Origin of the sequence: Bacillus sp. SJZ110 (assembly GCF_006715455.1) — a bacterium.
GTDB classification, from domain to species: domain Bacteria; phylum Bacillota; class Bacilli; order Bacillales; family Bacillaceae; genus Bacillus; species Bacillus subtilis.
In genome coordinates this window covers 111,005-135,199 of the sequence record NZ_VFNF01000004.1, presented here as the reverse complement: position 1 = coordinate 135,199, position 24,195 = coordinate 111,005, and the positions used below count along the sequence as shown (strand labels likewise).

Annotated in this window: 27 protein-coding genes and 6 pseudogenes; 5 read left to right on the top strand and 28 right to left on the bottom strand. The window is 35.9% G+C overall.

Annotation, left to right across the window (positions count from 1 at the left end):
- Positions 1-24: 24 nt before the first annotated feature.
- The 10 genes and pseudogenes from FB592_RS13015 to bltR form a co-directional block, all read right to left on the bottom strand.
- Positions 25-309 (bottom strand): annotated as a pseudogene (locus FB592_RS13015) (DsrE/DsrF/DrsH-like family protein).
- Between the two features lie 20 nt (positions 310-329).
- The gene (locus FB592_RS13010; RefSeq protein ID WP_072175997.1) at positions 330-887 is read right to left on the bottom strand and encodes a sulfurtransferase TusA family protein; all 558 of its coding nucleotides are present in this window, start codon (positions 885-887) and stop codon (positions 330-332) included.
- Between the two features lie 66 nt (positions 888-953).
- Positions 954-1,049, bottom strand: a pseudogene (locus tag FB592_RS21140) (rhodanese-like domain-containing protein); the annotation flags it as partial.
- A 15-nt stretch (positions 1,050-1,064) separates the two neighbouring features.
- Complete coding sequence (locus FB592_RS13000) at positions 1,065-1,547, bottom strand: DsrE/DsrF/DrsH-like family protein (RefSeq protein ID WP_019712550.1); 483 nt, start codon at positions 1,545-1,547, stop codon at positions 1,065-1,067.
- Between the two features lie 148 nt (positions 1,548-1,695).
- Positions 1,696-1,956 carry a metal-sensitive transcriptional regulator gene (locus tag FB592_RS12995; protein ID WP_003237170.1) on the bottom strand — a complete coding sequence of 87 codons (261 nt, stop codon included), beginning with the start codon at positions 1,954-1,956 and terminating at the stop codon, positions 1,696-1,698.
- 21 nt (positions 1,957-1,977) lie between these two features.
- On the bottom strand, positions 1,978-2,295 hold the full coding sequence (locus FB592_RS21135; RefSeq protein ID WP_080375694.1) for a sulfurtransferase: 318 nt from the start codon (positions 2,293-2,295) through the stop codon (positions 1,978-1,980).
- 395 nt (positions 2,296-2,690) lie between these two features.
- The gene (locus tag FB592_RS12980) at positions 2,691-3,251 is read right to left on the bottom strand and encodes a cupin domain-containing protein (RefSeq protein WP_024572227.1); all 561 of its coding nucleotides are present in this window, start codon (positions 3,249-3,251) and stop codon (positions 2,691-2,693) included.
- Between the two features lie 225 nt (positions 3,252-3,476).
- Complete coding sequence (locus FB592_RS12970; RefSeq protein WP_032726231.1) at positions 3,477-3,623, bottom strand: hypothetical protein; 147 nt, start codon at positions 3,621-3,623, stop codon at positions 3,477-3,479.
- Positions 3,601-3,711, bottom strand: a pseudogene (locus tag FB592_RS21130) (N-acetylmuramoyl-L-alanine amidase); the annotation flags it as partial. The pseudogene FB592_RS21130 and the gene FB592_RS12970, both read right to left, overlap by 23 nt.
- 82 nt (positions 3,712-3,793) lie before the next feature.
- Positions 3,794-4,615 carry a multidrug efflux transcriptional regulator BltR gene (gene bltR, locus FB592_RS12960; protein WP_014480349.1) on the bottom strand — a complete coding sequence of 274 codons (822 nt, stop codon included), beginning with the start codon at positions 4,613-4,615 and terminating at the stop codon, positions 3,794-3,796.
- 116 nt (positions 4,616-4,731) lie between these two features.
- Between bltR and blt the strand changes: the two genes are divergently transcribed.
- Both blt and bltD read left to right on the top strand, forming a co-directional pair.
- Positions 4,732-5,934 carry a multidrug efflux MFS transporter Blt gene (gene blt, locus FB592_RS12955; protein WP_072174011.1) on the top strand — a complete coding sequence of 401 codons (1,203 nt, stop codon included), beginning with the start codon at positions 4,732-4,734 and terminating at the stop codon, positions 5,932-5,934.
- Positions 5,935-6,133: 199 nt separating this feature from the next.
- The gene (gene bltD / locus FB592_RS12950) at positions 6,134-6,592 is read left to right on the top strand and encodes a spermine/spermidine acetyltransferase (RefSeq protein WP_041850101.1); all 459 of its coding nucleotides are present in this window, start codon (positions 6,134-6,136) and stop codon (positions 6,590-6,592) included.
- A 156-nt stretch (positions 6,593-6,748) separates the two neighbouring features.
- Here bltD and FB592_RS12945 read toward each other — a convergent pair whose 3' ends face one another.
- The 3 genes from FB592_RS12945 to FB592_RS12935 all read right to left on the bottom strand — a co-directional run bounded on the left by FB592_RS12945 (position 6,749) and on the right by FB592_RS12935 (position 9,460).
- Positions 6,749-8,053, bottom strand: coding sequence for a hemolysin family protein (locus tag FB592_RS12945; protein ID WP_041850102.1), 1,305 nt, complete (start codon positions 8,051-8,053; stop codon positions 6,749-6,751).
- A 280-nt stretch (positions 8,054-8,333) separates the two neighbouring features.
- Positions 8,334-8,477 carry a YrzO family protein gene (locus FB592_RS12940; RefSeq protein ID WP_017697705.1) on the bottom strand — a complete coding sequence of 48 codons (144 nt, stop codon included), beginning with the start codon at positions 8,475-8,477 and terminating at the stop codon, positions 8,334-8,336.
- Positions 8,478-8,494: 17 nt separating this feature from the next.
- Positions 8,495-9,460, bottom strand: coding sequence for a DMT family transporter (locus tag FB592_RS12935; protein ID WP_038829688.1), 966 nt, complete (start codon positions 9,458-9,460; stop codon positions 8,495-8,497).
- Positions 9,461-9,585: 125 nt separating this feature from the next.
- On the opposite strand from FB592_RS12935, the gene czcR reads away from it, so the two are divergent.
- Entirely contained in the window at positions 9,586-10,452 is an 867-nt protein-coding gene (czcR, locus tag FB592_RS12930; protein ID WP_134991373.1) for a LysR family transcriptional regulator CzcR, read from the top strand.
- 121 nt (positions 10,453-10,573) lie between these two features.
- Here the strand turns inward: czcR and FB592_RS12925 are convergent, their stop codons facing one another.
- The 12 genes and pseudogenes from FB592_RS12925 to FB592_RS12870 all read right to left on the bottom strand — a co-directional run bounded on the left by FB592_RS12925 (position 10,574) and on the right by FB592_RS12870 (position 20,346).
- Complete coding sequence (locus FB592_RS12925; RefSeq protein ID WP_029318140.1) at positions 10,574-11,611, bottom strand: flavin-containing monooxygenase; 1,038 nt, start codon at positions 11,609-11,611, stop codon at positions 10,574-10,576.
- 87 nt (positions 11,612-11,698) lie between these two features.
- Positions 11,699-12,646, bottom strand: coding sequence for a CDF family zinc transporter CzcD (gene czcD / locus FB592_RS12920; RefSeq protein ID WP_021480165.1), 948 nt, complete (start codon positions 12,644-12,646; stop codon positions 11,699-11,701).
- A 285-nt stretch (positions 12,647-12,931) separates the two neighbouring features.
- Positions 12,932-13,126, bottom strand: a pseudogene (locus FB592_RS12915) (tautomerase family protein); the annotation flags it as partial.
- A 196-nt stretch (positions 13,127-13,322) separates the two neighbouring features.
- Positions 13,323-14,645 (bottom strand): branched-chain amino acid transport system II carrier protein, encoded by a 1,323-nt coding sequence (gene brnQ, locus FB592_RS12910; RefSeq protein WP_141949572.1) that lies wholly within the window; start codon positions 14,643-14,645, stop codon positions 13,323-13,325.
- 164 nt (positions 14,646-14,809) lie between these two features.
- Positions 14,810-15,142 (bottom strand): branched-chain amino acid transporter AzlD, encoded by a 333-nt coding sequence (gene azlD / locus FB592_RS12905; protein WP_003245988.1) that lies wholly within the window; start codon positions 15,140-15,142, stop codon positions 14,810-14,812.
- On the bottom strand, positions 15,139-15,903 hold the full coding sequence (gene azlC / locus FB592_RS12900; protein WP_141949571.1) for an azaleucine resistance protein AzlC: 765 nt from the start codon (positions 15,901-15,903) through the stop codon (positions 15,139-15,141). Before azlC ends, azlD begins: the two co-directional genes overlap by 4 nt.
- Positions 15,904-15,915: 12 nt before the next feature.
- On the bottom strand, positions 15,916-16,389 hold the full coding sequence (azlB, locus tag FB592_RS12895; RefSeq protein WP_021480168.1) for an azlBCD operon transcriptional regulator AzlB: 474 nt from the start codon (positions 16,387-16,389) through the stop codon (positions 15,916-15,918).
- Between the two features lie 323 nt (positions 16,390-16,712).
- Positions 16,713-16,987 (bottom strand): annotated as a pseudogene (locus tag FB592_RS12890) (barstar family protein).
- 269 nt (positions 16,988-17,256) lie between these two features.
- On the bottom strand, positions 17,257-18,489 hold the full coding sequence (locus FB592_RS12885; protein ID WP_141949570.1) for a cytochrome P450 family protein: 1,233 nt from the start codon (positions 18,487-18,489) through the stop codon (positions 17,257-17,259).
- Between the two features lie 224 nt (positions 18,490-18,713).
- Positions 18,714-18,995, bottom strand: a complete 282-nt coding sequence (locus FB592_RS20940) for a hypothetical protein (RefSeq protein ID WP_260438895.1) — start codon at positions 18,993-18,995, stop codon at positions 18,714-18,716.
- Between the two features lie 182 nt (positions 18,996-19,177).
- Complete coding sequence (locus tag FB592_RS12875) at positions 19,178-19,744, bottom strand: cysteine hydrolase family protein (protein WP_019712537.1); 567 nt, start codon at positions 19,742-19,744, stop codon at positions 19,178-19,180.
- 230 nt (positions 19,745-19,974) lie between these two features.
- Positions 19,975-20,346, bottom strand: coding sequence for a YrdB family protein (locus FB592_RS12870; protein ID WP_072174161.1), 372 nt, complete (start codon positions 20,344-20,346; stop codon positions 19,975-19,977).
- Positions 20,347-21,029: 683 nt separating this feature from the next.
- On the opposite strand from FB592_RS12870, the gene FB592_RS12865 reads away from it, so the two are divergent.
- Positions 21,030-21,827 carry a Hook-associated protein 2 gene (locus tag FB592_RS12865; protein WP_141949569.1) on the top strand — a complete coding sequence of 266 codons (798 nt, stop codon included), beginning with the start codon at positions 21,030-21,032 and terminating at the stop codon, positions 21,825-21,827.
- Between the two features lie 25 nt (positions 21,828-21,852).
- A complete protein-coding gene (locus FB592_RS12860) occupies positions 21,853-22,119 on the top strand; it encodes a hypothetical protein (RefSeq protein WP_049141109.1) in 267 nt (88 codons plus the stop codon).
- A gap of 52 nt (positions 22,120-22,171) precedes the next feature.
- On the opposite strand, the pseudogene FB592_RS21120 reads toward FB592_RS12860, so the two are convergent.
- The 3 genes and pseudogenes from FB592_RS21120 to aadK all read right to left on the bottom strand — a co-directional run.
- Positions 22,172-22,417: pseudogene (locus tag FB592_RS21120) on the bottom strand (MFS transporter); the annotation flags it as partial.
- Between the two features lie 190 nt (positions 22,418-22,607).
- A complete protein-coding gene (locus tag FB592_RS12855) occupies positions 22,608-23,111 on the bottom strand; it encodes a DinB family protein (protein WP_015251612.1) in 504 nt (167 codons plus the stop codon).
- A gap of 219 nt (positions 23,112-23,330) precedes the next feature.
- Positions 23,331-24,185 (bottom strand): aminoglycoside 6-adenylyltransferase AadK, encoded by an 855-nt coding sequence (aadK, locus tag FB592_RS12850; protein WP_021480175.1) that lies wholly within the window; start codon positions 24,183-24,185, stop codon positions 23,331-23,333.
- Between the last annotated feature and the right edge of the window lie 10 nt (positions 24,186-24,195).

Sequence of the window (24,195 nt, the reverse complement as noted above, 5' to 3'; positions counted from 1 at the left end):
CCTATATCAAATCTTTTAGCGGGACTAAAACGTTAAGGATACATCAGCATCTTTAGCAAAACCAAAAAAGGTAACAGCCCCGCCTACTTCGATTCCTTCCATAAAATCATCTTTTGTTAAACCCATAACGTCCATCGTTATTTGACAACCAAATCATGCAACTCCCATTTCAATCAGTTAAGAATAGAAGGCACATTTGCGTTCCTACAACCTTCTGCGACATGCTCTTTTCCTTGTCGCAATATTACAGACTTTATAAGCATCAAACAGACCGCTATTTGCCGCAATAATCGCTACTCTTGTACTCATCTGTTCATCATGCTTTTTATTTATTCGGTTTTACCTGTCCAATCCCGCATACCTGGGACAACATTAATAACCTTTTTAAAACCTTGTTTTTTCATGGTGCGGGCCGCCATTTCACTCCTTCTTCCCGAATGGCAGATAATATAAATTTCATCATTTTCGTTTAATTCGTTAGCGCGCTTTTCCACTTCACCAAGAGGGATATGCACAACCCCTGGGATATGAGCTTTTTCATATTCCTCTATCTCTCGAACATCTAAAATGTTAAGAGACTCGTCACTATCTACTTTCTGTTTGAAAGCTTCTAATGAAATCTCAGGAATTGAAGATGCATTTTCTGATGAATGCTCTCCTCCTTTTCGAAGAAAATGACGAAGCATTTCTCCCTCTGCTTCAGTACCGAGATATTCATGGCCTGTACTTTTTGCCCATGCTTCCAGATCTGCTGTAGAACCTTTATCTGTCGCATGAATTTCCAATACTTCACCAGCTTTTAAATCCTTCATTCTCTTCTTCGTTTTTACGATAGGCATTGGACACGCCAAACCTTTAGCGTCTAGTACAATAGTTGCTTTCATCATTTTTTTCCTCCTTTTCTCATATAGGGGTGGGGGTATATAAATATACAAAAAGTTTCTCCCTAGAAGTTAATACCATGTATTCATACCCCCTTTTATATTTGTGATCTTTTTAAATCCTTGTTTCTTCAATATTTTACTTGCCTTTAAACTTCTCATTCCGCTTAGCAATGAGTAACATTAGATAAATAAGTTGACACTGCCTTCCTCAGCATCTGCCAAATAAGCTGCTACACCAGCATAGTCAATATCATCTAATAGTTCTTTTTCCTGTAAACCAAGAAGATCCATTGTCATCGTACAAGCTACGAGCTTTACCCCCTGTTCTTGAGCCATCTCAATCAACTGAGGTAAAGTAAGTACATTATGCTTTTTCATCACATTTTTAATCATTTTAGGGCCCATACCTGCAAAGTTCATTTTAGATAAACCCATCTTATCAGCACCACGAGGCATCATCTTTCCAAACATTTTTTCAAGGAATCCTTTTTTCACTGGAATCAGCTCTTCTTTACGTAAAGCGTTTAATCCCCAAAAAGTATGGAAGATCGTCACTTCATGATCGTAGGCAGCTGCACCATTTGCAATAATATAGGCTGCCATTGCTTTATCATAATCCCCGCTAAATAAAACAATTGTTGTGCGTTTTGTTTGTTCTGTCATGTTTATTCTCCTAACTAATTACCCCCACGGGTATATATTAAAGTCAAAAAATTTTTTCGAAAGATCTGCTATTATTCAACTTTTTAAATACCGGTAGGGGTATAATATGACGCATATAAAAATTCGTCAACCTTAGGTTGATGAATTTTTATCGGCTCTTTACCAATAAGTCAACTGCTTCTTTTACTAAATTTTGTGTGTCTTCGCCTTTTTCTAAACTTTCACGAACACAATGTTCAAGGTTTGTGCTCACAATTAAACCCATCGCTCGATCGATCGCATTACGGGAAGCTGCTAATTGGGTCACAACCTCTCTACAATCTTTTCCTTGTTCCATCATAGTCAATACACCTTTAATTTGTCCTTCAATCCGTCGTAAGCGGTTTTTAATCTTTTGATCATACTCCATATATCAATGAAATCCTTTCTTTCATTTATTTTTACATTTACATGTTGCCAGTTCATAACTGTTTACATGGATACCTTTGCGCTTTAGAAAACGCACTCCTAAATTTAATTCCACCCGATCACGAGCTATTATGTGTATTTTATCACGTGGAATCTCTAAATAAAAACGTTTTAGATACGCATATGGGATGTTTAAAATAATATTATCCGAAAAATTGGGTACATCGTTATAATGGCGAATATCTAATATTGTCATGTCTATAGTCTTTAATTTATCTTTATGGATACAAGAGATTCCGGTTATAGGATAATAACGTCTATACGTTGCAATGATAATCACAAAAATAAGAAGGAATCCAATAACTAAATAATTGATACTACTTACACCACCTTATTAACTCTTTGTTATTCACAAAACTATAATATACCCCCGTGGGTATATAGTCAAGTGTGAAAGTTACTTACTTTGAGCTGATAGATTCATTTCAATATCCGCGGATTGAAAAAATACTTACATTTCGATAATGCCAATTCTGCTAAAAGTAACTCTAATAAAGAAATAAGCCGATTTTATTTTAAATCGACTTTATTTTATCAATTACTTTTTAAATTAGCACAAGACTGCTTGGATATTACATTGGGTTTCATTTGCATAAAAACAATTCTTAGGTACTGGTTCCCCATGTTTCATGCTGGATGTGACTCCAATTACTCAGAAATCTGCGAATAACTATGCTAATCTTCCGCAGCCACTGCATCTGCTTTGGTTTTATGAACTGTACCAAATGGATGGTTCGGAGGAGCATAAATGGAGTAAAGTTTTAATGGCGTATTACCTGTATTAATCACGTTATGCCAAGTGCCGGCAGGTACAACAATGGCAGAATCATCATAAACATTTCTTTGAAAGTTCAAGTGATCTTTGCTCTTTCCCATTTTGACGATCCCACGCCCCTGCTCAATTCGTAAGAACTGATCGACGTTAGGATGGATTTCCAAACCAATGTCTTCTCCAATACCAAGACTCATCAAAGTAACTTGAAAATGCTTTCCTGTCCATAAAGCAGTACGGAACGTATTGTTTTGTTTTGTGGCTCTATTGATATTTACAACAAATGGTTTTGGTCCATAATCCTTCAAAAGAAGGTTTCTATCTTCATATGAAGAGCGCAAATCGGCACCTCTGTGTACGTTCTCCATCTCATTTGGAATAGTCCAATAAACAGATCTTCCATCATTATACATCGGTACAGTCACATAATAATAACATTGAGGCGAAAAAGGGTTATAGTACATTTTTTGATCCCCACAATTATAAATTTTTGTGATAGTATCCTATGCATTTATTAAGGGAGTGTGCTAAATCAAGAAAACTCATATTAAACACAAAAATGAATCTTCGATCACCGTTTGATTCACGGATGAATAATTTATCACCGACCTTGTAATCGTTTTCTGGATATTGAATTTCACTAGCCTTTGTTAACAAGACATCGAATGACACTTTTATATGATGGATTATCAAAAGTCGACGATCCTAAATGGCTTTTGAACATTTACATAGCACAACAACAGAGTATACGGAATTATGTTGTTTGTCCCCCCTATCCCAGCTCTTTTAGATTTATCCCTTTGGATGCGCCTTGATGGCCAGCTTTTCAGCAGCATAGTATTTAGCGCCTCCTGAAGCGTTATAGCATATTTCAACGCCGATAGACTTGCGGTTCCCAGTGCCGTTTGTACCGTCACCTGTATGTGGGCTCGTTTTTAGTAAACCAGTTTATATTCTTTTTGGGCACACAATAGAAGCAATTTTTCCATATGAAAATCTCGTAATCTTACACCTCCTTAACTTGAAGGAGGATTTTGGCATATGTATTTTCATACCCGTCAACTACCATCTCATCCAGCATATATTCCTCATATGCATTTTCCCCTATTTGCATTCCATTTCTTTCAATGAACTCAATGATTCTCCGGTATGCCTCTTCAGTATTTCCGCCTATTTCATATCCAACTGCATACAGGCCTTTTGGCCGTACATGATAATTTATGTTCTCTGCCCCATCTTTTACTTTTATATAAAAGTAACTGTAATTGTAGAAGTCTTTTTCTAAGATTTGTTCCCGTGCAAAGATTCCGCCTATCGGATATCCTTCATCTAATTCATATTGCTGAACTTCATGAATGAGTTCTGAAATGGCTGCCACATATTTTCGTTCCGGTAAGTTTAATGTTTTTCGGCTTAACATGAATGTTTCTTCATTTAAATATTCAAAAGAAATTGAGGAAAAATCAGTCTCAAGTGCTTGTTCTGTAAGCGTCACTTTTGTTTGTAAGATCGTTTGCAACTGCTTAAGCTCATTTATTTTTTTATCAATCTCAATAGACTTTTCTTTTAGAACATGCAGGATCTTGTCTGGTGTTTTTCCTTTTATTAGACATTTTATTTCTTTTAATGGAACCCCAAGCTCTTTAAATAGACTGATGACTTGAAAAATCTCAAATTGATGATAGGAATAATATCTATACCCATTTTCTTTTTTTATTTCCGGCGAGAAAAGACCAATCTCATCATAATGAAATAAGGTTTGTTTTTTTACACGGCAGAGCTTCGAAAACTCCCCTGTTGTGAAATACTTCTTAACATCTTCGCTCATAAAAACCTCCTTGACTATACGGTAACCATATACCTTATGATTTGATTGTACTTGAAAAAAGCTTCAAGCGAAAAGGATAGGTAAAAAGGGTTCAATTGAGTAAAAGGGGAATTCAGATGAAAAAATCAATAAATGAGCAAAAAACGATATTCATTATACTATTAAGCAACATCTTCGTAGCATTTCTTGGTATCGGTTTAATCATTCCAGTTATGCCTTCTTTTATGAAAATCATGCATTTATCCGGCAGCACAATGGGTTATCTTGTTGCGGCTTTTGCCATTTCTCAGTTAATTACTTCACCTTTTGCAGGTAGGTGGGTTGACCGTTTTGGGAGAAAAAAAATGATTATTCTCGGGTTGCTTATATTCAGTTTATCTGAGTTGATTTTCGGATTAGGGACCCATGTTTCAATATTTTATTTCTCGAGGATATTGGGTGGTATAAGTGCGGCTTTTATCATGCCCGCGGTAACAGCATATGTAGCTGATATTACAACCCTAAAGGAAAGGTCAAAGGCTATGGGGTATGTTTCTGCTGCAATTAGCACCGGCTTTATTATTGGGCCTGGGGCGGGAGGATTTATTGCCGGCTTTGGCATCCGCATGCCGTTTTTCTTCGCCTCCGCCATCGCGTTAATAGCAGCTGTCACTTCCGTTTTTATACTAAAAGAGTCATTGTCGACAGAAGAACGCCATCAACTCTCATCTCATACAAAGGAATCAAATTTTATTAAAGACTTGAAGAGATCCATTCATCCTGTCTATTTCATTGCATTTATTATCGTCTTTGTAATGGCTTTTGGTTTATCAGCTTATGAAACGGTATTCAGCTTGTTTTCTGATCATAAATTTGGCTTCACACCAAAAGATATTGCAGCCATTATTACGATTAGCTCCATTGTTGCGGTAGTTATTCAAGTTTTACTATTCGGGAAATTGGTCAACAAACTTGGAGAGAAAAGAATGATTCAGCTGTGCTTAATAACCGGTGCGATCTTGGCTTTCGTGTCTACTGTTATGTCAGGATTTTTAACTGTTTTGCTTGTAACTTGTTTTATTTTTCTAGCGTTCGATTTGCTACGTCCGGCCTTAACCGCTCATTTATCCAATATGGCCGGTAACCAGCAGGGTTTCGTAGCAGGCATGAACTCCACATACACCAGCCTGGGAAATATATTTGGACCTGCTTTAGGCGGTATACTATTTGATCTTAACATTCATTATCCTTTCCTTTTTGCAGGTTTCGTTATGATTGTCGGCCTTGGTCTTACAATGGTTTGGAAAGAAAAAAAGAATGATGCTGCAGCTTTGAATTAATTCATTTTCTATAAAGTCAAGTCATTTGGATGCAGGGAATGCCTCTGGTTAGGCACAATAAGAAAAGGTACTTAATTTGATAGGCTACATGTTGCTTGATGTGAAAATAGTTTATGCTGAGTTTTAGCAATATCAGGATTTCATCTGCCATCACCTTAAGCCGCAGCCTAACCGGGATAAGAAAAAAGGAGAATGTAGTATGAGTATAAACATAAAAGCAGTAACTGATGATAATCGTGCTGCAATTCTTGATCTGCATGTCAGCCAGAATCAATTATCATATATTGAATCTACAAAAGTATGTTTAGAGGATGCAAAAGAATGTCACTATTATAAACCTGTCGGGCTTTACTATGATGGAGATCTAGTCGGTTTTGCAATGTATGGATTGTTTCCCGAGTATGATGAAGATAATAAAAACGGACGAGTCTGGCTTGACCGATTTTTTATTGACGAACGCTATCAGGGAAAAGGATTAGGGAAGAAAATGCTTAAAGCCCTCATTCAGCACCTTGCTGAGCTATATAAATGCAAGAGAATTTATTTAAGTATATTTGAAAATAATATTCATGCTATACGCCTTTATCAAAGGTTTGGTTTTCGATTTAATGGTGAACTCGACTTTAATGGTGAGAAGGTAATGGTAAAAGAGCTATAGATATCCAAGCCTCCTTGTTTGCTGAGAAACGTTTGAACTTCGATAATGATTACCTGCTTAAACTGCAAGATCATTGTTTAAAAAAGCCTGGATGAAAATTTCATCTCAGGCTTTAAGCATCTTATTAGTCAAAATCTCATGTGCTTTATCCAGATGTTATTCTTTTTTCCGGACAATTTCTAAATAATTAATATGCCGGCCAACTGTTTTGTGCACTTTAAAAATATACCCATCGGCTTCTATAACGGATCCAACTGCAGCGTCTATTTGTTGAGTCATAAACCAGCCGCCTATCGTATCCACTTCGTCACTTGCTAACGTCGTTCCCAATAAATCATTTACATCCTCAATGAGCACTTTCGAATCTAAGATAAAGTGATTATCATTTACTTTTCTAATATCAGGCACTTCATCTTCATCAAATTCATCTCTGATTTCCCCAACAATTTCTTCAAGAATATCTTCAACAGTGACTAAACCTGAAGTGCCGCCATATTCATCCACAAGAATAGCGATATGTGTTCGCTCTTTTTGCATTTTTACCAATAAATCATGAATTGGAACGGATTCAATAACATGGATAACAGGAGTGATATGATTTTCTAACTTGAAATCCTCTTTTATCTTCTGGTCTGTGTCAATATAAGCTGACAAGAATTCTTTAGCATTGATAAAACCAATGATTGAATCTTTATCTCCATTTAGGACTGGGTACCTTGTATAACTCTCTGTCTTAATGGTCTTAACAATAGTTTCATAAGAATCCTCACTAGAAATCGCTACGATCTCTCTTCTCGGAATCATAATTTCTTTGGCAATTCTTTCATCAAATTCAAAAATATTATTTACATATTTCAACTCATTTTTATTGATTTCACCGCTCTTATAGCTTTCAGACAGTAAGATGCGCAGTTCTTCTTCAGAATGAGCAAGTTCATGTTCTGATGCAGGTTTCAAACCGAAGAGTCCTACTATAAACCGGGCTGAACCATTTAAAAACCATATAAAAGGGAACAGGATGCGGTAAAACCAAATAATTGGCTTTGCAGTCAAAAGAGTGATGGTTTCCGCTTTTTGGATAGCGAGTGTTTTAGGAGCAAGTTCTCCAACTACAACGTGCAAAAAAGTCGCAATCACAAAAGCAATCACTAAGATCAATACATGTGAGACTGTTTCACTTACATGAAAATGAGCAAATAAGGGGTGCAAAATCACTTCAAAAGTCGATTCTCCAACCCAGCCAATTCCCAACGCTGTAACCGTGATCCCTAATTGACAAGCTGACAAATATTCGTCCAAATGAGTAATGACCTTTTTGGCTGATACGGCACCTTTTTTTCCCTCTAATATGAGTTGGTCAATTTTTGATGACCTGATCTTTACTATCGCAAATTCAGTCGCAACAAAAAATGCTGTTAAGACAATTAAAATAGTAAAGATTATAAGGTTAATGGTTGTCAATGATTTGCCTTACTTAGTAAGGCGTACACCTCCGATATAAATATTTATTTTTCTAACCCGTTTTTTCTGAATAAACAAAAAACAGTATATATAACATTATAAGTTCAAAAGAACCTAAAATCAACTCTGAATGATGTAAATAATCATCTTTTTCCGTATGAAGAGTGGTTCCCATAGTATTTAACTAGCGATTGGTGACGTTTTAAGGCTTAAAAAAGAAAGCAAAATAAAAACACACCTGAATTTTCTGGTGTGTTCAATAATACCCAACCGTCTTAATTTATTTGATGTCTTTATTAAGGTTTTCTCTTAAAATTTGAATCAATTCCGCCTGTTGCTTTATATTTTTGCGGCCATTTCTATTAATTGCAGCAAGTTCACAGACAATTCCAGCTGAAATGAAAAACAATAAACCTTCAAACATTTTAAATCCCCCACCGTCTAAGTGATAGTCAAATGTGTTTTTTCTTTTTGCAATACCTGCTTATAATCTTCCTTACGCTGATATATGTTATTTAAAATGAGTCCAATAATGACAAACAGTGTTCCTACTATATCAAAAGCAGTTATGTTATATCCTTTGATCACCATGATTAACAATGTAGTGATGGGGACAAAGTTAATAAATAAAATCCCGTTAATGGATGATAGGATTTTAATGCCATAGTTCCAACTAAGGAGGGCTATGATACCTGGTAAAGTAATCATAAATAAAAAATCATACTTAATTGCTGCAACTACTTTAATACTCGGTACCGACACGTAACCTTGCGCGGTAAGTATAGCTGTCATGATTCCTGTTATAGCTGTGCCGAATAAACATGTCAATGTTGAATAACGAAGTGTGGACCACTCTTGGAATAACTGTCCCCCCATTGTGTAGACAACCCATCCTAAAACACCAATGAATATAAAGAGTAGCGAGAATAGATGATCCCCTAATGAAAAAAAGAAACTTATATTACCTTTGGTTATGACCATCGAAGCCCCCAAAAAGGCAATCAATATACTGATCATTGTGTATTTTTTAGGTTTCACATGTTTATATCCCCATAGAATAACAATTGAAAGCATCGGCATGAGTGCCTCGGCAATGGACGCTGTCATAATTCCAGACTTCCCCATCAACCTTTGACCTAAAAAAATAAGAACATTGTATACAGTAAACGCCATCACCCCAAATAAAATGATCCATTTTGCTTTACCCTCTAAATGAAATGATTTTTTTCCTTCTCTCACTAATAATAAAATCACTAACATAATTGTTACCACACCGTAGCGAATAAATGAAAAATAAAACGGATCAATAAATTCTAATGCATGATCTGCAACTGGAAACATCGCGCCCCAAGACATACTTGCCACTAAACATGTAAGGGCACCAATGAATAATTGACTTTTTTTCATTGAATTCCCCTCCTTTTCTTTAAAATTACAATGAGAATTATAAAAAGAAGTAAGCATCAAGTAAAATGAACAAAAGTGATGAAAAACATCATTGATAATGATACTTTAATGAAGGGGGGATCTTCATGGAACTGCGAGACTTACAAATTTTCAAATGCGTAGCCCATCACAAGAGTATTACCGGTGCTGCAAAAGAGTTAAATTATGTACAATCTAATGTAACTGCGCGGATTAAGCAATTAGAGAATGAGCTCAAAACACCTCTTTTCAATCGCCATAAAAAAGGGGTTTCACTAAGCCCAGAGGGCCGAAAAATGATTGAATACGTTAACAAAATTTTGAAAGATGTTGAAGAACTGGAGCAGGTCTTTCTAGATACTGAAATACCATCTGGAATATTAAAAATCGGTACAGTGGAAACAGTGAGGATACTGCCGACCATCATAGCTTCCTATTATAAAAAGTATCCTAATGTGGATTTATCATTGCAGGCTGGTCTAACAGAGGAACTTATTAAAAAGGTCATGAATCACGAATTAGACGGAGCTTTTATTTCAGGCCCTTTGAAACATTCTATTCTGGAACAGTATGATGTTTACACTGAAAAACTTACTCTTGTAACCAGTAACAAAACGTTTAATATAGAGGATGTTTCAACGACTCCGATTCTTGTTTTTAATCAGGGGTGCGGGTATCGGTCTAGGCTTGAACAATGGCTCAAAGATGAAGGTGTGCTCCCAAACAGAATGATGGAATTTAACATCCTGGAGACAATCTTAAATAGTGTTGCACTTGGACTCGGTATAACAGTGGTACCGGAATCTGCTGTTATGCATCTAGCTGCACAAGGTAAGGTTTATTGTCACCCATTACCTGAGAAAGATAGCTGTATCTCAACAATCTTTATACGCCATAAAGATGCGTACCTGACAAATTCAATGCATAGCCTCCTTAAGACCATTGATGAACATAAAAATATGAGTATGTCTTAAAGTGATTTTTCTCTTTCTATATTCTAACTTCTTAAATAAAAGAGAAGGCTCATCTCCACTTCGCTACCCTTATTCACAATAAAATAGAGCAGTAAACATGTGAGTTACTGCTCTGCTTCGTTTATCCACCGTTCATTTGTTTTACAATGTATTCAGCATCATTTCCTACGCCTTGAAGCAACGCTGAACCTCGCTTATGCTGCCAAGGCAACCCTATAAAGTACAATCCTTCTACAGGTGAAACACCTCTATGATGTATGATTCGACCTTCTTGATCCAAAACACCTTTTATATTTATCCAACATAAGGGATTCCTGAAACCAGTAGCCCAAATAATATTGTTTACTTCTAATGTAGATGAATCTTTAAAAATGATTTCATTTTGCTTTGCGGCAATGACTCTTTTTTTTAAGATGATCTCCTTCTGTTTTATTGCATGTTTTAATTCATGCCCAAATACTGGATCACCTTTCTTTTGAATGAATTTGCCTACTATTGATGTATGACTTGCATGTAAAACTCCTAATTTATCAAACCACCAAAAGATGCTTCTTTTTCCGATCATTAAAGGGAAATAAACTAGTTTATTACTACAGGCTAAATATGTAACTCTTTCTTTGGATAATTCAACAGCTATCTGAGCACCACTATTCCCACCACCAACTACTAGTACATTTCCATATGCCAATTGTTTTGAATTCTTATATTGTGATGAGTGTAGTTGATTAATATGATCAGCTAAATCCTTTGATATTGATGGAATACTAGGGGTATGAAAAGGCCCTGTAGCAATGACAAGATTCTTCGTTTGATATTCTTCCCGATTTGTTTTTATTAAGAAATAATTCTTTATTTTTAGGACACTTATTACTTCTGTCCGTAATTGGATTGGAATTTCAAATTTTTTAACATACTTCTTTAGATAAGCAACAATTTCATTTTTTGTAGGAAATCCATGTTTTTCTCCTTCAAGATGCATTCCAGGCAAAGAGCTATACATTCGAGAAGTAAATAAAACTAATGAGTCATACCGATCTTTCCAGCTCTCCCCCACCTCATGACTTTTATCCAAAATGATAAACTTTTGATCGGACTGCTTAAGATAATATCCTATCGAGATCCCTGCTTGACCAGCCCCGATTACGATAGTGTCGTACACATTATCACCCCGCCAATTTCAAATTGTCAGTAGACAGAATCTGCAAAATGCTAGTTGATCTCCTCACTATAAAGTTAGATAAAAAATTTAATGGTGATGGTGGTCACGCGGCTTCTCCATTTTGGGCTGACAAAGGATCGCATTGTCGTGATTATGCGCTTCGGTTTCCATTTGAATGGTTACGTGCGTAATGCCTTTATGCTCAAGTTCATGTTCAATTTTGCGTAAAATATTTTCACTTTCTGAAATGGTCAGTTGATCGTCCACAACTGCATGGCAAGAAAGAGCATTCAATCCGCTTGTGATAGACCATATGTGTAAATCATGAATGTTTTGAATTCCCTCTGTCCCTTCAATTGTACGAATGATATCAGAGACATCGATATTTTCTGGAGTTCCTTCCATTAAGATGTGAATGGAATCTTTAGTCACATTGTAACCGCTTCTTAGAACAAGAATAGCCACAATGATACTAGCCAATGGATCTGCCCAGCCCCATCCAAAGAAGATGATAAGTATGGCAGCTAAAATGGCACCTACAGAGCCGAGCATATCGCTTATTACATGTAAATAAGCTCCTCTTATATTCAGATTATTCTTTGTATCTCCGCCACTCATCATAATCCAAGCGACCAATAGATTCACAACTAACCCGATGATACTAATTGTAAGCATGCCGGTTGTTGCTACTTCTGGTGGATTAGAGAAGCGTTCGATTGCTTCATAAATGATATAAAGAGAAATAAGAATTAAGGCAGCACCGTTTATCACAGCTGCAAGAATCTCAAATCGTTTATAGCCGAATGTCTTATTGTGATTTGCCTTTTTTTCAGCTAATGTAAAAGCAATCAGGGCAACCATTAATGAAATTGAATCACTCAGCATATGGCCTGCATCAGATAAAAGCGCCAGACTATTTGTTAAAAATCCACCTATAGCTTCTATAATCATATAACCTGTAATCATGATAAAAGAGATCAATAAAACCTTTTTATTTGCTCCTTCATTATGATTGTGACTATGATTGTGACCCATAAAAACTCCTCCTTAACTAAAGTTTTTAATACATATGTATTTATTATTTCAAATCTGTTATGAAGCATTCTAACATGATGTAAATAATATTTATATATGAGCATGTGTTCATATATAAATATATCTGCTCTTTACTGAAATGTCAAAATATTTTTATAGAAATCCACAATACCTCCTTAATTATTCTCTTATAAACATAAAAAAGCGGAGCAAACCCATGGTTTGCTCCGCTAACCTAGTTTCTCTATCCTTTTCTTCAATCAAGCATTTGAGGGTAGTATTCAACTACAATTTACCTGTTAAAAATTGGGCCTCCCCAAGTCCAAAACTCCAGTCAGCATTATCATTTTCAACAATAGATACAATTAAATCAGTTGATGCGATACCACACTCAGATTCCAGTCTTTCGGCTAACAGCCTGTAAAATTTTTGTTTCTTCTCTTCCGGTCGGGATTTACTTGTAACTGAAAGTGAACTTAAGCCGGCAAATTTAGAAAATTTCGTGCAGAATGAAGGAACTCTTGATCAATTACCGGATGTTCTTCCTACCTTACGAAGAGGCGAAGCAAGAGGAAGGATGATTGTAAATTTGGTTGAACACATTTAATAAGCAATGCAACCGGCGAACAAGCACTTTGTCCTTCCTGCAGATCTGAGTGATATTGCTGTTGATTGATCAACTTGTTTTTGTTCGGAATATACTCAGTATATAGCCGCATATTCCCCCTGTAATAGCTGGAATGAGCCACCCCAGCCCTATGTTATACATAGGAAGAATCTGAGAGAAAATATGATTCACAACTTCAATTTTTATTCCCGCCTCCTTCAAACCGTCAAATAAGCTGATGATGAATGCGAATAATAAACTGCCTTGATACACTTCTGTCTTCCCTTTAAATACAGAATGCAAAAACGTTAAAAATATTAAGGAAATCGCGATAGGATACATCGTCAGTAAGACAGGCATTGACACCTTAATGAGCTGGGTTAATCCTATATTTGCGACAAGTGTACTAAACACTGATAAAACGACAGCAATTTTTTTATAAGAAATGTTCGGAAATAATTCATGAAAAAATGAAGAACACGCTGTGATCAGTCCGACACTTGTCGTCAGACACGCCACTGTAATCATTAAGCCCAATAAGATTGAACCATAAGATCCAAAATAATAGGATGAAACCTTAGCCAAGACCTCTGCTCCATTTTCTAAAATCCCCAGTTCTTCAACGCTGGAAGCCCCCATATAGGAAAGGGCTGTATACATAACTGCTAAGAGTACAGCTGCAATCGCGGCTGCTTTTGCACAAATACCCATCAGCTGTTTTTTGGTAGAAGCTCCTTGTTCTTTCAATGCATTCACGATGATAATTCCAAAAACAAATGCTACAAGGGCATCCAGAGTAAGGTATCCTTCCTGAAATCCTTTAAAAAACGCTTGTGATGTGTACCCTTTTGATGGTGCTTGAATGGTTCCAATTGGGCGAATAAGAGCTACCACTACAAGCAATCCGATAAATGTCAGCTTAATTGGCGTCAAAAATTTTCCAACTATATCAATGATTTTTGAAGGATTAAGTGATAACAAGCATGCCAATCCGAAAAATAATATTGTAAATATGATCAATGAGACAGGGCCTACATCATTTGATAAAAAAGGTTTTACCCCAATTTCAAACGATACGTTTCCTGATCTCGGGATAGCGAAAAAAGGCCCGATTGCCAAATAGAGAATCGTCGTAAATACAATGCCAAACACCGGGTGAACACGGCTGGCTAACGACTGTAAGTTTTGTTTACCCGAAAAAACAAATGCTGTTATAGCCAGTAATGGCAATCCAACTCCGGTCACTAAGAAACCTGCATTAGCGATCCATACATTTTTTCCAGCCATTTGACCAAGCATAGGCGGAAAAATGAGATTTCCTGCTCCAAAAAACAATGCAAATAGCATTAATCCTATAATGATGATATAGGAAGCAGACACTTTTTTTGACATTATATAGCCTCCGATTAAAGTAGACACTTCTTGAATAGCCAGGAAACATTACAGATGCTATTTGCACTGGCGCAGTGTTGATTCCAAAATAAGTTTGTGTCAGTTTTATATATTTTTATCAAGTTCAATAAAAGCATGATCATTTTGATAGTTTCCGATATCGGTTAAAAAACCAATTGCACCAAAACCATATAAACAACGGTTCCCCCCGCTATGGAAAGAAGCATATTTTTCTTCCACAAGTGAAGCAGTACAACTGCAGCTGCCCCAACCAATTCAGGAATGCCATGACTTCCAGAAAGCAGACTCACATCTTTTAAACAATAAATGACCAAAAGCCCGATTACCGCTGATGGCAGCACTTTACCAAGATACTGTACATATTTCGGTGTCGGTTTGCCAGACGGGAAAATCATGAATGGAAGGAACCGTGTCAGCATTGTTCCAAGCACGACCATTGCAATGGTGATCATTTGCTGCGTCATCGTCATCGTCATACGGAAACCTCAGCTTTCTCCAATGGTTTTCTCAGAACAGTCAGTACCCCTAAAATGGCGAGCATAGCAGGAATAATAAATTGGTTTCCGCCAAAAATGATAAGACAGGCTACTGAAAGTCCAAGTCCTGTGAGAGCACTGTAATGCTTTTTTTCTTTCATCCATTGTTCTATGAATATCACAATAAACAGAGCAGTCATCACAAAATCAAGCCCTTCGGTATTAAATTTCACGTACGACCCAAAAATACCTCCTATCGCTGCCCCCGCGACCCAATATAAATGATTAAGCAGTGTCACAAAAAACATAAACCAGCCCTTGTCAACATTCGTCGGAACATTAGCGGTATAATTGATAGAAAATGATTCATCGCACATTCCGAAAATCAGATAGAGCTTTTTCTTTCCAGTCCCTCTGTACTTATCCAACATGGAAATTCCATAAAACAAATGCCGGGCATTGACCATTAACGTCAAAAAAAGAGCATTCATAGGGTTGAACGCACCAAGTAAAAAATTCGCTGCAACAAACTCCATTGAGCCCGCAAATATCATAAAACTCATGATGATTGGATAGATTGCGCTAAATCCCAAAGAATGCATAAAGATTCCATAAGCTATCCCCAAAAATAAAAACCCCGCAAAAATCGGAATTGTATATGGGAATGCAGAACGAAATGCAGCCCATATTTGACCTCTCTTATTCATATGAGTGTTTATAGCAGGAGAGCTTAAATGTAACGATTCTTTATTTTTATTCAAATCAACAACCTCCTACATTTCATCAATTGGCACACTGACAGTTCTTTTTTCTGTACTCATGACTATGCTTGTGTCAACTCCACTAATAGCAGGGTTCTGCATTAATGAATCAATGATAAAATTCCGATAACTCTCCATGTCCTTCGCCACAATCTTAAGCATATAGTCATGGCTTCCTGTAAGTGTGTAGCATTCTTGAACCTGTGGGAATTTGTTTATATCCTCTAAAAATGAATGAATTGTCTCCCTATTTAAGGGTGATAAGTTGATGAGAGCTAGTGCTGTGACTTCGATTCCAAGTTTTTTCTCATCAACAATAGTCGTAAACTTTTTAATTATACCTGCTTCTACTAGGTTCTTTGTTCTTGCAAGGCAAGCTGATGGTGAAAGCCCAATTTTCTTAGATAAATTTAAATTTGATATTGAAGCATCTTCCTGCAATTCTCTTAAAATGGCCTTATCAGTTTCGTCAAGCATAATACTCATTTGATAACCCCCAATACATCTTAACAGAATTATATTTCATCCAATTTAAATAATAACGAATTTTTATTCGTTAATCAAATATTGTTTAAATTTAAATCCTTTTAAAATGTTATTAACAGAATAAAATTATCCTCATGATTAACTCATAATGAAATTAACTTACATCAGAAAGAAGTCATGGGACTTGTGTGACTTGATACCAACATCATAAGAAACTTATCAGAAGCCAAAAAGTTATTGCGGTCTCACCGAAATTTTAATTTGTGGTGCCCTATTGCCTTTTTCTGCGAACGAAAACTGTTAAAATTCACAAAAAAGAAAGTCTACTCTATTATTATTTTAAACTCGTCCTCTAATTCCTCTTGAGCCTTTAGTAAAACTTCTAATACATCATCAGCGTATGAACCTAAAAACTTTTTACTAAACTCAAAATTTACCAGACTAAAGTGAGCGGCAAATCCACCCACCCTGTCAGGCAATCCCATAAAGCGTCTAAATTTCTCCCATAGTAGTTTGGGAAGTCTAATTTATCTTTTAAAACATCATGTAAAACTTCTATATTTTCAAAGTCTCTTCCATCTATCAATATTTTTCTCATTAGAAACAATGCCCTCCATTATTTTATCTTAACAAACGTTTACTATGTAACAGCTGTTTGTCCAAATGAGGCTGAAAACAAATAAAAAACACCGATAGGGGGAAACTATTGGTGTTTGCAAGACATTTTCATGCCCGGTAGGCATAAATAATGCTAAACTTTGTTTTTGAAAAGCTATCATATCAAATTTTTATGTTACAGCTTTACTATCGTTTAATCTAATTGAGGAGTAAAACGAGTATGTTTGAAAATCACATATCCCCAAAAAATTAAAAACTAAGCGGCAATTCTTCGAGTGCTCTCATCAGAAAATTCCCTTTCCATTTCATTTGTTCCTTTTCGCCTTTTAACTGTATATTTGAACAGCGGCGTAATAAGGTGGAAATCGCAATCTTGGCTTCTAAGCGGGCTAACTGTGCACCAAGGCAAAAATGATTGCCATGGCCAAAAGCAATATGGCGGTTGTTCTTTCTTTCAATATCAAATATGTCGGCATTTGGAAATATCTTCTCATCACGGTTTGCTGATGCTAAAGAAATGATGATCACATCTTTCCGTTTAATCTCCTGTCCATGCAGTATAAACGGTTCAGCCGTCCAGCGAATTGTCGTTAGCTCAACAGGGCTGTGAAACCGCAATGCTTCTTCTATGGCTGAATTCATCAAGTCTGGCTGCTGGCGGAGCTTTTCAAATTGATCACCGTGACACATCAGAGCATATGTCATATTGGTGATTAAGTTTACGGTTGTTTCATGACCTGCAACGATAAGCAGCATAATCATCGAGTACAATTCTTCTGTACTTAATTGTGTGCCTTCACTTTCCGCTTGAATTAATGCACTGATTAAATCTCCTGCAGGTTCTCTCCTTTTTTTGCGAACTAAGGATTCCAGATATTCAACAAACTCCCCTAACAAGTGGTCATTCTCCTGAAGTCTTTCAGGGGCATCTGAAAAATCAATAATTGCTTGCGACCACACTCTGAATTTTTGACGATCTTCCAAGGGAATGCCGAGCATTTCACTTATCACGATAATCGGCAAAGGAAACGCATAATCGTCTACTAGGTTCATGAATTTGTTGGGCTGCACTTTATCCAATAAAGAATCTGCGATATGCTGGATTTTGTCTTCCAACTGCAAAATCATCCGATGCGTAAATGCTTTTTGAACAAGAGTTCGCAAGCGGTTGTGATCAGGGGGATCTGAATTAAGCATATGTTTTGTTAAAGACTCTTCATTCTTCAATAGAGCAGGACGTTTTTCTTTTGCGGTAAATACATTTTCATAGTTTTTCTTTAATTTTTCATTCTTTAATAAATGTATTGCATCTTCATATCTCGATATGAGCCAGCCTTTCCCCAGAGCTCCTAAAGATAATGGGTAGAGAGGCTGTGATTTTCGCAATTCTTTATAAAATTCATACGCTTCATCTTTAAATGCTCTCGAAGACAATTGACTTTCCGTCAAAATGGTTACACTATTTTTTTCTTTTGAAGACATTCATTCGACCTCCATCTTTATGAAAGGTTAAGATAATCTTTAAATATAAAATCAATACGATTTGTAAAATGATCTATTGAGATCAGCATTCGTGATAAGGGCCAAGATGCCGCCCCGCATTTTGAAATAAAAGGTATGAGTCAGTCATTAATCATTTTGCTGCCCAAACTCTTTCCCTGATAAAATGGCGAAACTCCTAATACTTCTAAATACCATGCCGGCTCTTATAAGGATTTGGAAGATTTTTCAGTCTCATTAGTCACCGCCAACATGTTCAATACTGAAAATCCCCCCATTTTGATTAATGTTATCCCCCCTGCTGCTATATAATCGATCAAGTTAATGTCGGGTTTATCACGATGTTTTAATAGAGCGGCAACAACCATTTCACCATTCTGAATGTCAACAAAAAAGAAATGCTTTTTAAAATATGCTCTTGTCAGTACTTTATGCATTTCAAAAATAAATGAATGATCTTTTTTTTCGCGTTTTACGAGTAAATCCATAAAAGAATATTAATTGAAAAATTCATGGAGTAGCTTTGCCACTTTGCTTCATTCATCTGCCCTTGCTTGTCGATAAAGAAACATTGATACATCTCCTCTGAGCAGTAAAGCAGGAAATCGAATTAAAGCGCCCTTCCTATTGGAAAGGCGCCTGCCGTTTTACTGTGCCAAAATGTTTTTCATCAGTGAGTTTTTATAAAATCATTTATTAATTGATCAGTTGTCAATATTGTGGCAAATTCATCATGCAATGTAGCTAGAGATATATTATGAATAGTCGCCGCATCATAATATGTATCATTTTGGTCTCTCATTCCGAAGGCTGCTGTTGCATCTGAAATCAGGTATGTATCAAACCCTAAATTACCACTCATTCTTGTGGTGGTTGATACACAGTGAGGCGTGGTTAAACCAGTTATGACTACAGTGTTTATTTCATTTAATTTTAAGAATTCTTCTAAATTCGTACCAATAAAGCTGCTATTTACTGTCTTGGTTATAATGACTTCTTCATCCATAGGCTTAACTATTTCCTTTATCGCAAACCCTTCATTCTTTGGATGGAATAAAGAATGAGGTTTATCAGAAGTGTGTTGTATGTATATGACTGTCCATCCTTTTTCTCTCCATAATTTTAGTATTTTACTAATGTTTTCTTCCGCCTTTACGTTATTCCGTTCTCCCCATTTTTTATCATCGAAGGCTTTTTGTACATCCACAATGATTAAAGCTTTTTTCTTTTCTTCCACAATATACCCTCCTATGTAGAATTTCTATTTATTACTACATTCTAAATACAAATTTTACTTTTGTACAATTGTTTAATGATGAATTTCAACTGACCGCCTTCTTTATTGGAAAATGCGTTCTAAACTGCAACTGTGTCCAAGCCGTTAACCTTCAATAATCTAATCTGAGAATCACTGGCTCTACAGAGAATGATAAAAAGCACTCTAATAACGAGTGCCGATATGAAAAACTATTGATTTAGAAGCCATTTGATACGCTCAGCTGAAAAGATGTAGTGGAGTATTATTAGACATAAAAAGACAATACCAACTGGTTTTAAATGACTAAAATAAAGCGCTGCAACAGCCATTGCAAAGATCAATAATTCAATAACTAACCTTGTTACCCCGTTTACAGCTATTACAGTTTGTCCACTTCGACTAGGATCATTAGGTACTGCAAATACAGACCAGACAATCATAACTGCAATAGGTAAAACCCAAGTTAAAACATATTTAAAATAACCATTAAAGCTTATCCAAGCAAACACCCCTAAGGAGATTAGTGCAGCGATTTCAAGGGTGAATCTTAAAAGTAAATTAGTCTGATTCAGTTTTTCCAACTCCTCTATAAAAAACACCCCCGTAGGAGATGCTCTTTCTCTGCTTTATTTCAGCGTATAAAAACTTTTCTGTTCTTCCTCTTTAGATTTTATTGTAGTTTTCGGCGAGATTACCTCTACTTTTGAAGAGATGATACCGACTGCTGCTGTTACCAATGCTCCGATAATAGAACGATGATAAGTATAATGAAATATGACAACTTTTCCCCTCCTATCCAGTTAATTATCCAAATAATTAGGAAGTTGTCTACAATTTGCAGAATTTGTCGAACGAAGTAAAGATTATACCTGGGAGGCTTTACTCATTGTATGAATTACAGTAATACACTACCTTCCCTTTTGAGAAAACGTTCCCCTCTTGTATCCATTTGTTGCAACTTAGCTAGACTCTTCCAATAGGCTTCCTTTTGGCGCAGCTGCTTCTAGTCGAAATTGAGCAACACCTGAATGTTTCATTGGAATTTCTGAACCATAGAGTAGCCTCCGCAATCGATGAACCTCAATAATATGGTTCTCCTAAGTTGTGAATATTATCTACTCAATTCATCTTTTCATATATTGAATATCTCTCAATCCCTCTTTATCATTTTTTTCAATCAATTGAAAATTTATGATGAAAATACTTTTTTTTCTTGTTAGTTGCGTTATAATACTTGAGTAACAGATAAAAAGGAGGAAAAAATATGAAGAAAGTTTTATTGACAATACTTACTTTCAGTCTACTTATTTCTTTATTTGCTATTGATGGCAGTGAAGTCAAAGCAAAAGAAGTAGAAAGTGCGCATCTCCAAAAATCAATAATTAATGGTTTAGATAAAATTGTTGATAAAAACGGCAAAAAACTTATAACTGAGGAAGAGTTATTAGAATTATTTAATTCAAGCGATTTTAGTCCAAATTCAACAAACCAAGTAAATTATTTCTATACTAATATTGATAACAAAACAACCATTTTAAAGTTAAATTTAGTTGTACATAACAACAAATTAACTTCAGTATCTTTAACAGATACCGAAGAACAATCAGCGACAATTACAACAGCAGTTACAAATCAAGAAAAGGCATCGCCACAGTTTCAAATGCTTAGAAAGGTGCCAAAACCTAAACCGAAGCCTAAGCCGAAAAAACCAAAAATCACTAAAGATGTTCCATATAAAAAGAATGGTGGTACAATTAAAAAAGATTTTATAAGTGAACATGCGTATAAAAGACACAAGTATGACGCAAGCCGAAAATCTACAAGTAATAGAACTCAATATGGAAAAGATGTAGATGTCGCTGAACTGAGAAGATTAACGATGACACAGCCCGATCAAGCTTGGTCTTCTCGTGACAAAGGTGGTCCATGGCGGACATTCTATAGAAAGCAATTTAATAAAAATATAAGCACAAAAGACACTTCTACGACTCATCATCGTGTCATTATTAATACAGCAGACAGTAGTAAAAATACACAATTTCCGTTATCCTTTAAGAACTAAAACATTCATTAGCGGGGAGCTAACCATGATTGAAAAATATACAACTGAAGTTTCTTTAGACTTTTTTAATGGTGACGAGACAGATTTAAAGGATACAATTGAGGAAATTAGACTTTTTGCAAAGACATATGAGAACGATAAAGTAACCGTCCTAAGTGTTATTGAAGACGAATCTTCAAAGGGAAAAAACTATAAGGTCCTTTTACAGCACGAAAGAGATACAGATAATCTAGGACGTAAATATGAATATGATGAAGAAAAACTATTTGGTTTCTTTGAAGATGAAGAATAGTTAACACCCTTAAAACGAATTCAAAAAAACCCCACTTTTAAAAGCGGGGTTTTTAAAGCAAATGTATTCCCTGTCTAGAAAGTTGTTGTGCAGAAGAGAACATATAAGTTCTTAGAAAAATACTTACCCAACTTAGTATCAATGGTAGAATTCCCACCAATATGACGTTTTTTGTACCCATTTCTGATATAAATAACCCGCCTACAGCTGAACCAATTGTTGTTCCTATGTTACAGGATGATATAAATAAGCCATTTGCGAAATCAGGAGCTTCAGGGGCTGAAGGTGCAATCAAATATTAATTAATATTAGCCATTGATAGTGCCGTTTCGTATGAAATGGCGATGGCATTCTTGTTTGGAATAAAAATGATTCGAATATGTTCTTATCATTGGTAAACGAACAAAAAAAGAACATGTTTTGAAAAAAGATTGATCAAAACATCTTCTTATATGTTGTCATAGCGTAACTTTTTATAAAAAGGTTGATTACATTTTCGGGGCTTCCAAACCAAATTTTGCCCATTCTTCTTTTGCTGGACCATAAATACCTGGAACAGTTAAACCTGCTTGTCTCATAAGAACAGTCATTTGTCCCCGATGGTGATTTTGATGTTGAATTAAAAACATCAAAAGTGAACCGTTAGGCAATTGTTGTCCGATAAAGTTGATACGTTCTTGAAGTGTATGGTCAGTCCATTGGGTTTTTAATGCCTGTACAAATGCATTACTGGCTTGATGATAGCTGTCAGCTATAAACTGAGCCGAAGTTGGAACAGGATAATCTTCAGCTGGGGCATGGAACGTTAAGTCTGTGTTTGAGGTAATGATGCGAATGGCAGCAACAGTATGCCAAGCAATACGGCCTAGAGTCCAATTTTGTGAAGTTATTTCTTGTTTAAGTGATTCATCAGTCAGACTATTTAATAGTTTCTGTGTAGCATCTGCTTCGAACTCCCAAGATTTCAAAAAATGGTCTAAGGTTTGAAACACAAAAATCCTCCTTTTTGTTTTTTCAATGTGCCTATAGGTTAATTATAATGCCTCGTTTCGTTAAAAAGAACAAAAAATTTTGGACAAGAATAATCATAGTAAAATGCGTAGACATTCTTAAACATAATGATTTACGCATCTTTTTAAAAACATGGTGACTCCTTGGTCTCCATTGTCAGCGAGAATCAAATATCATATGAAGACAATCCTATATTCTTATCACTTTACTGAGCAATAAATACCTTCCGTATACTTAGTGATGCCTTCATCGTAATCAGGATACTGATATGCAAGACTTTCTGATACAGCTTTTGAATACTTTCTAAATAATGCATAGCAAGTAAATAAAGACTTCCACATTTCCTGATACCCATTCACAGAATATGTAGACATGAGTTTCTCCCATTCTTTATATGAAAGGTACCGTTTCATAAATTTATAGTTCTTCCCCATACTAAATGAATACCCTTTCTGAGATGCGATATGCCAGGCCATCATTCTCAATAAATTAGGACGTACAATTTCATTTAAATGGTCAATGGCAAAAAGGATTTCATTTCTTGCTAGTCCTTTTACTACGTAAGTCGAAACCATCCAGAACTCATTACAGCAATCATCAAATTCCCTTGCAGTCGGCTTTTTCATCCAGTATTGGCGATCATTTGGGGTCACTTTATAGTTGATGAACGAATCCTTATCGAGCAAGACCTTAACCAAACCATCGTTATTAGCAAAATAATCTTCTGCTTCACGAATTGGAATAAGGGTTAGATCTAATTTGTTGCCATCCTCAAAAAGAATGATGTATGAAAACCAATTACCTAATTCGGGAGGAAAAAGCTCCATATCTTCTGGTTTTTGCATCATAATGCGCTTCCCAAAGATTTCGAGCCACTGATCATTTTCTTTAAAAGATTCTACATCAGTTACAAAATACGAGATGTCATAATCTTGGAAGTTGTCAGGAGGGATATTTCTGTTTGTACGTGACCCTTCCAAAGTGACCAATCGGATTCTCTCATCGTTCAAAGCAAAGTCCAAGAAAATGTCCATCATTTCCTGCTCACTTCGCATCGCATGTTCC

Excerpts from the sequence above, each read along its gene's own strand:
- FB592_RS12995 (WP_003237170.1), bottom strand. The coding sequence starts at position 1,956 with ATGGAGTATGATCAAAAGATTAAAAACCGCTTACGACGGATTGAAGGA.
- azlB (WP_021480168.1), bottom strand. The coding sequence starts at position 16,389 with ATGAGTATTATGCTTGACGAAACTGATAAGGCCATTTTAAGAGAATTG.
- bltR (WP_014480349.1), bottom strand. The coding sequence starts at position 4,615 with ATGAGCGAAGATGTTAAGAAGTATTTCACAACAGGGGAGTTTTCGAAG.
- FB592_RS12865 (WP_141949569.1), top strand. The coding sequence starts at position 21,030 with ATGAAGAAAGTTTTATTGACAATACTTACTTTCAGTCTACTTATTTCT.
- blt (WP_072174011.1), top strand. The coding sequence starts at position 4,732 with ATGAAAAAATCAATAAATGAGCAAAAAACGATATTCATTATACTATTA.
- FB592_RS12940 (WP_017697705.1), bottom strand. The coding sequence starts at position 8,477 with ATGTTTGAAGGTTTATTGTTTTTCATTTCAGCTGGAATTGTCTGTGAA.
- FB592_RS12885 (WP_141949570.1), bottom strand. The coding sequence starts at position 18,489 with ATGTCTTCAAAAGAAAAAAATAGTGTAACCATTTTGACGGAAAGTCAA.
- FB592_RS12860 (WP_049141109.1), top strand. The coding sequence starts at position 21,853 with ATGATTGAAAAATATACAACTGAAGTTTCTTTAGACTTTTTTAATGGT.
- FB592_RS13000 (WP_019712550.1), bottom strand. The coding sequence starts at position 1,547 with ATGACAGAACAAACAAAACGCACAACAATTGTTTTATTTAGCGGGGAT.
- brnQ (WP_141949572.1), bottom strand. The coding sequence starts at position 14,645 with ATGTCAAAAAAAGTGTCTGCTTCCTATATCATCATTATAGGATTAATG.
- FB592_RS12970 (WP_032726231.1), bottom strand. The coding sequence starts at position 3,623 with ATGCTGCTGAAAAGCTGGCCATCAAGGCGCATCCAAAGGGATAAATCT.
- aadK (WP_021480175.1), bottom strand. The coding sequence starts at position 24,185 with ATGCGAAGTGAGCAGGAAATGATGGACATTTTCTTGGACTTTGCTTTG.
- czcR (WP_134991373.1), top strand. The coding sequence starts at position 9,586 with ATGGAACTGCGAGACTTACAAATTTTCAAATGCGTAGCCCATCACAAG.
- azlD (WP_003245988.1), bottom strand. The coding sequence starts at position 15,142 with ATGACGATGACGATGACGCAGCAAATGATCACCATTGCAATGGTCGTG.
- bltD (WP_041850101.1), top strand. The coding sequence starts at position 6,134 with ATGAGTATAAACATAAAAGCAGTAACTGATGATAATCGTGCTGCAATT.
- czcD (WP_021480165.1), bottom strand. The coding sequence starts at position 12,646 with ATGGGTCACAATCATAGTCACAATCATAATGAAGGAGCAAATAAAAAG.
- FB592_RS20940 (WP_260438895.1), bottom strand. The coding sequence starts at position 18,995 with ATGGATTTACTCGTAAAACGCGAAAAAAAAGATCATTCATTTATTTTT.
- FB592_RS12980 (WP_024572227.1), bottom strand. The coding sequence starts at position 3,251 with ATGTACTATAACCCTTTTTCGCCTCAATGTTATTATTATGTGACTGTA.
- FB592_RS12935 (WP_038829688.1), bottom strand. The coding sequence starts at position 9,460 with ATGAAAAAAAGTCAATTATTCATTGGTGCCCTTACATGTTTAGTGGCA.
- FB592_RS13010 (WP_072175997.1), bottom strand. The coding sequence starts at position 887 with ATGATGAAAGCAACTATTGTACTAGACGCTAAAGGTTTGGCGTGTCCA.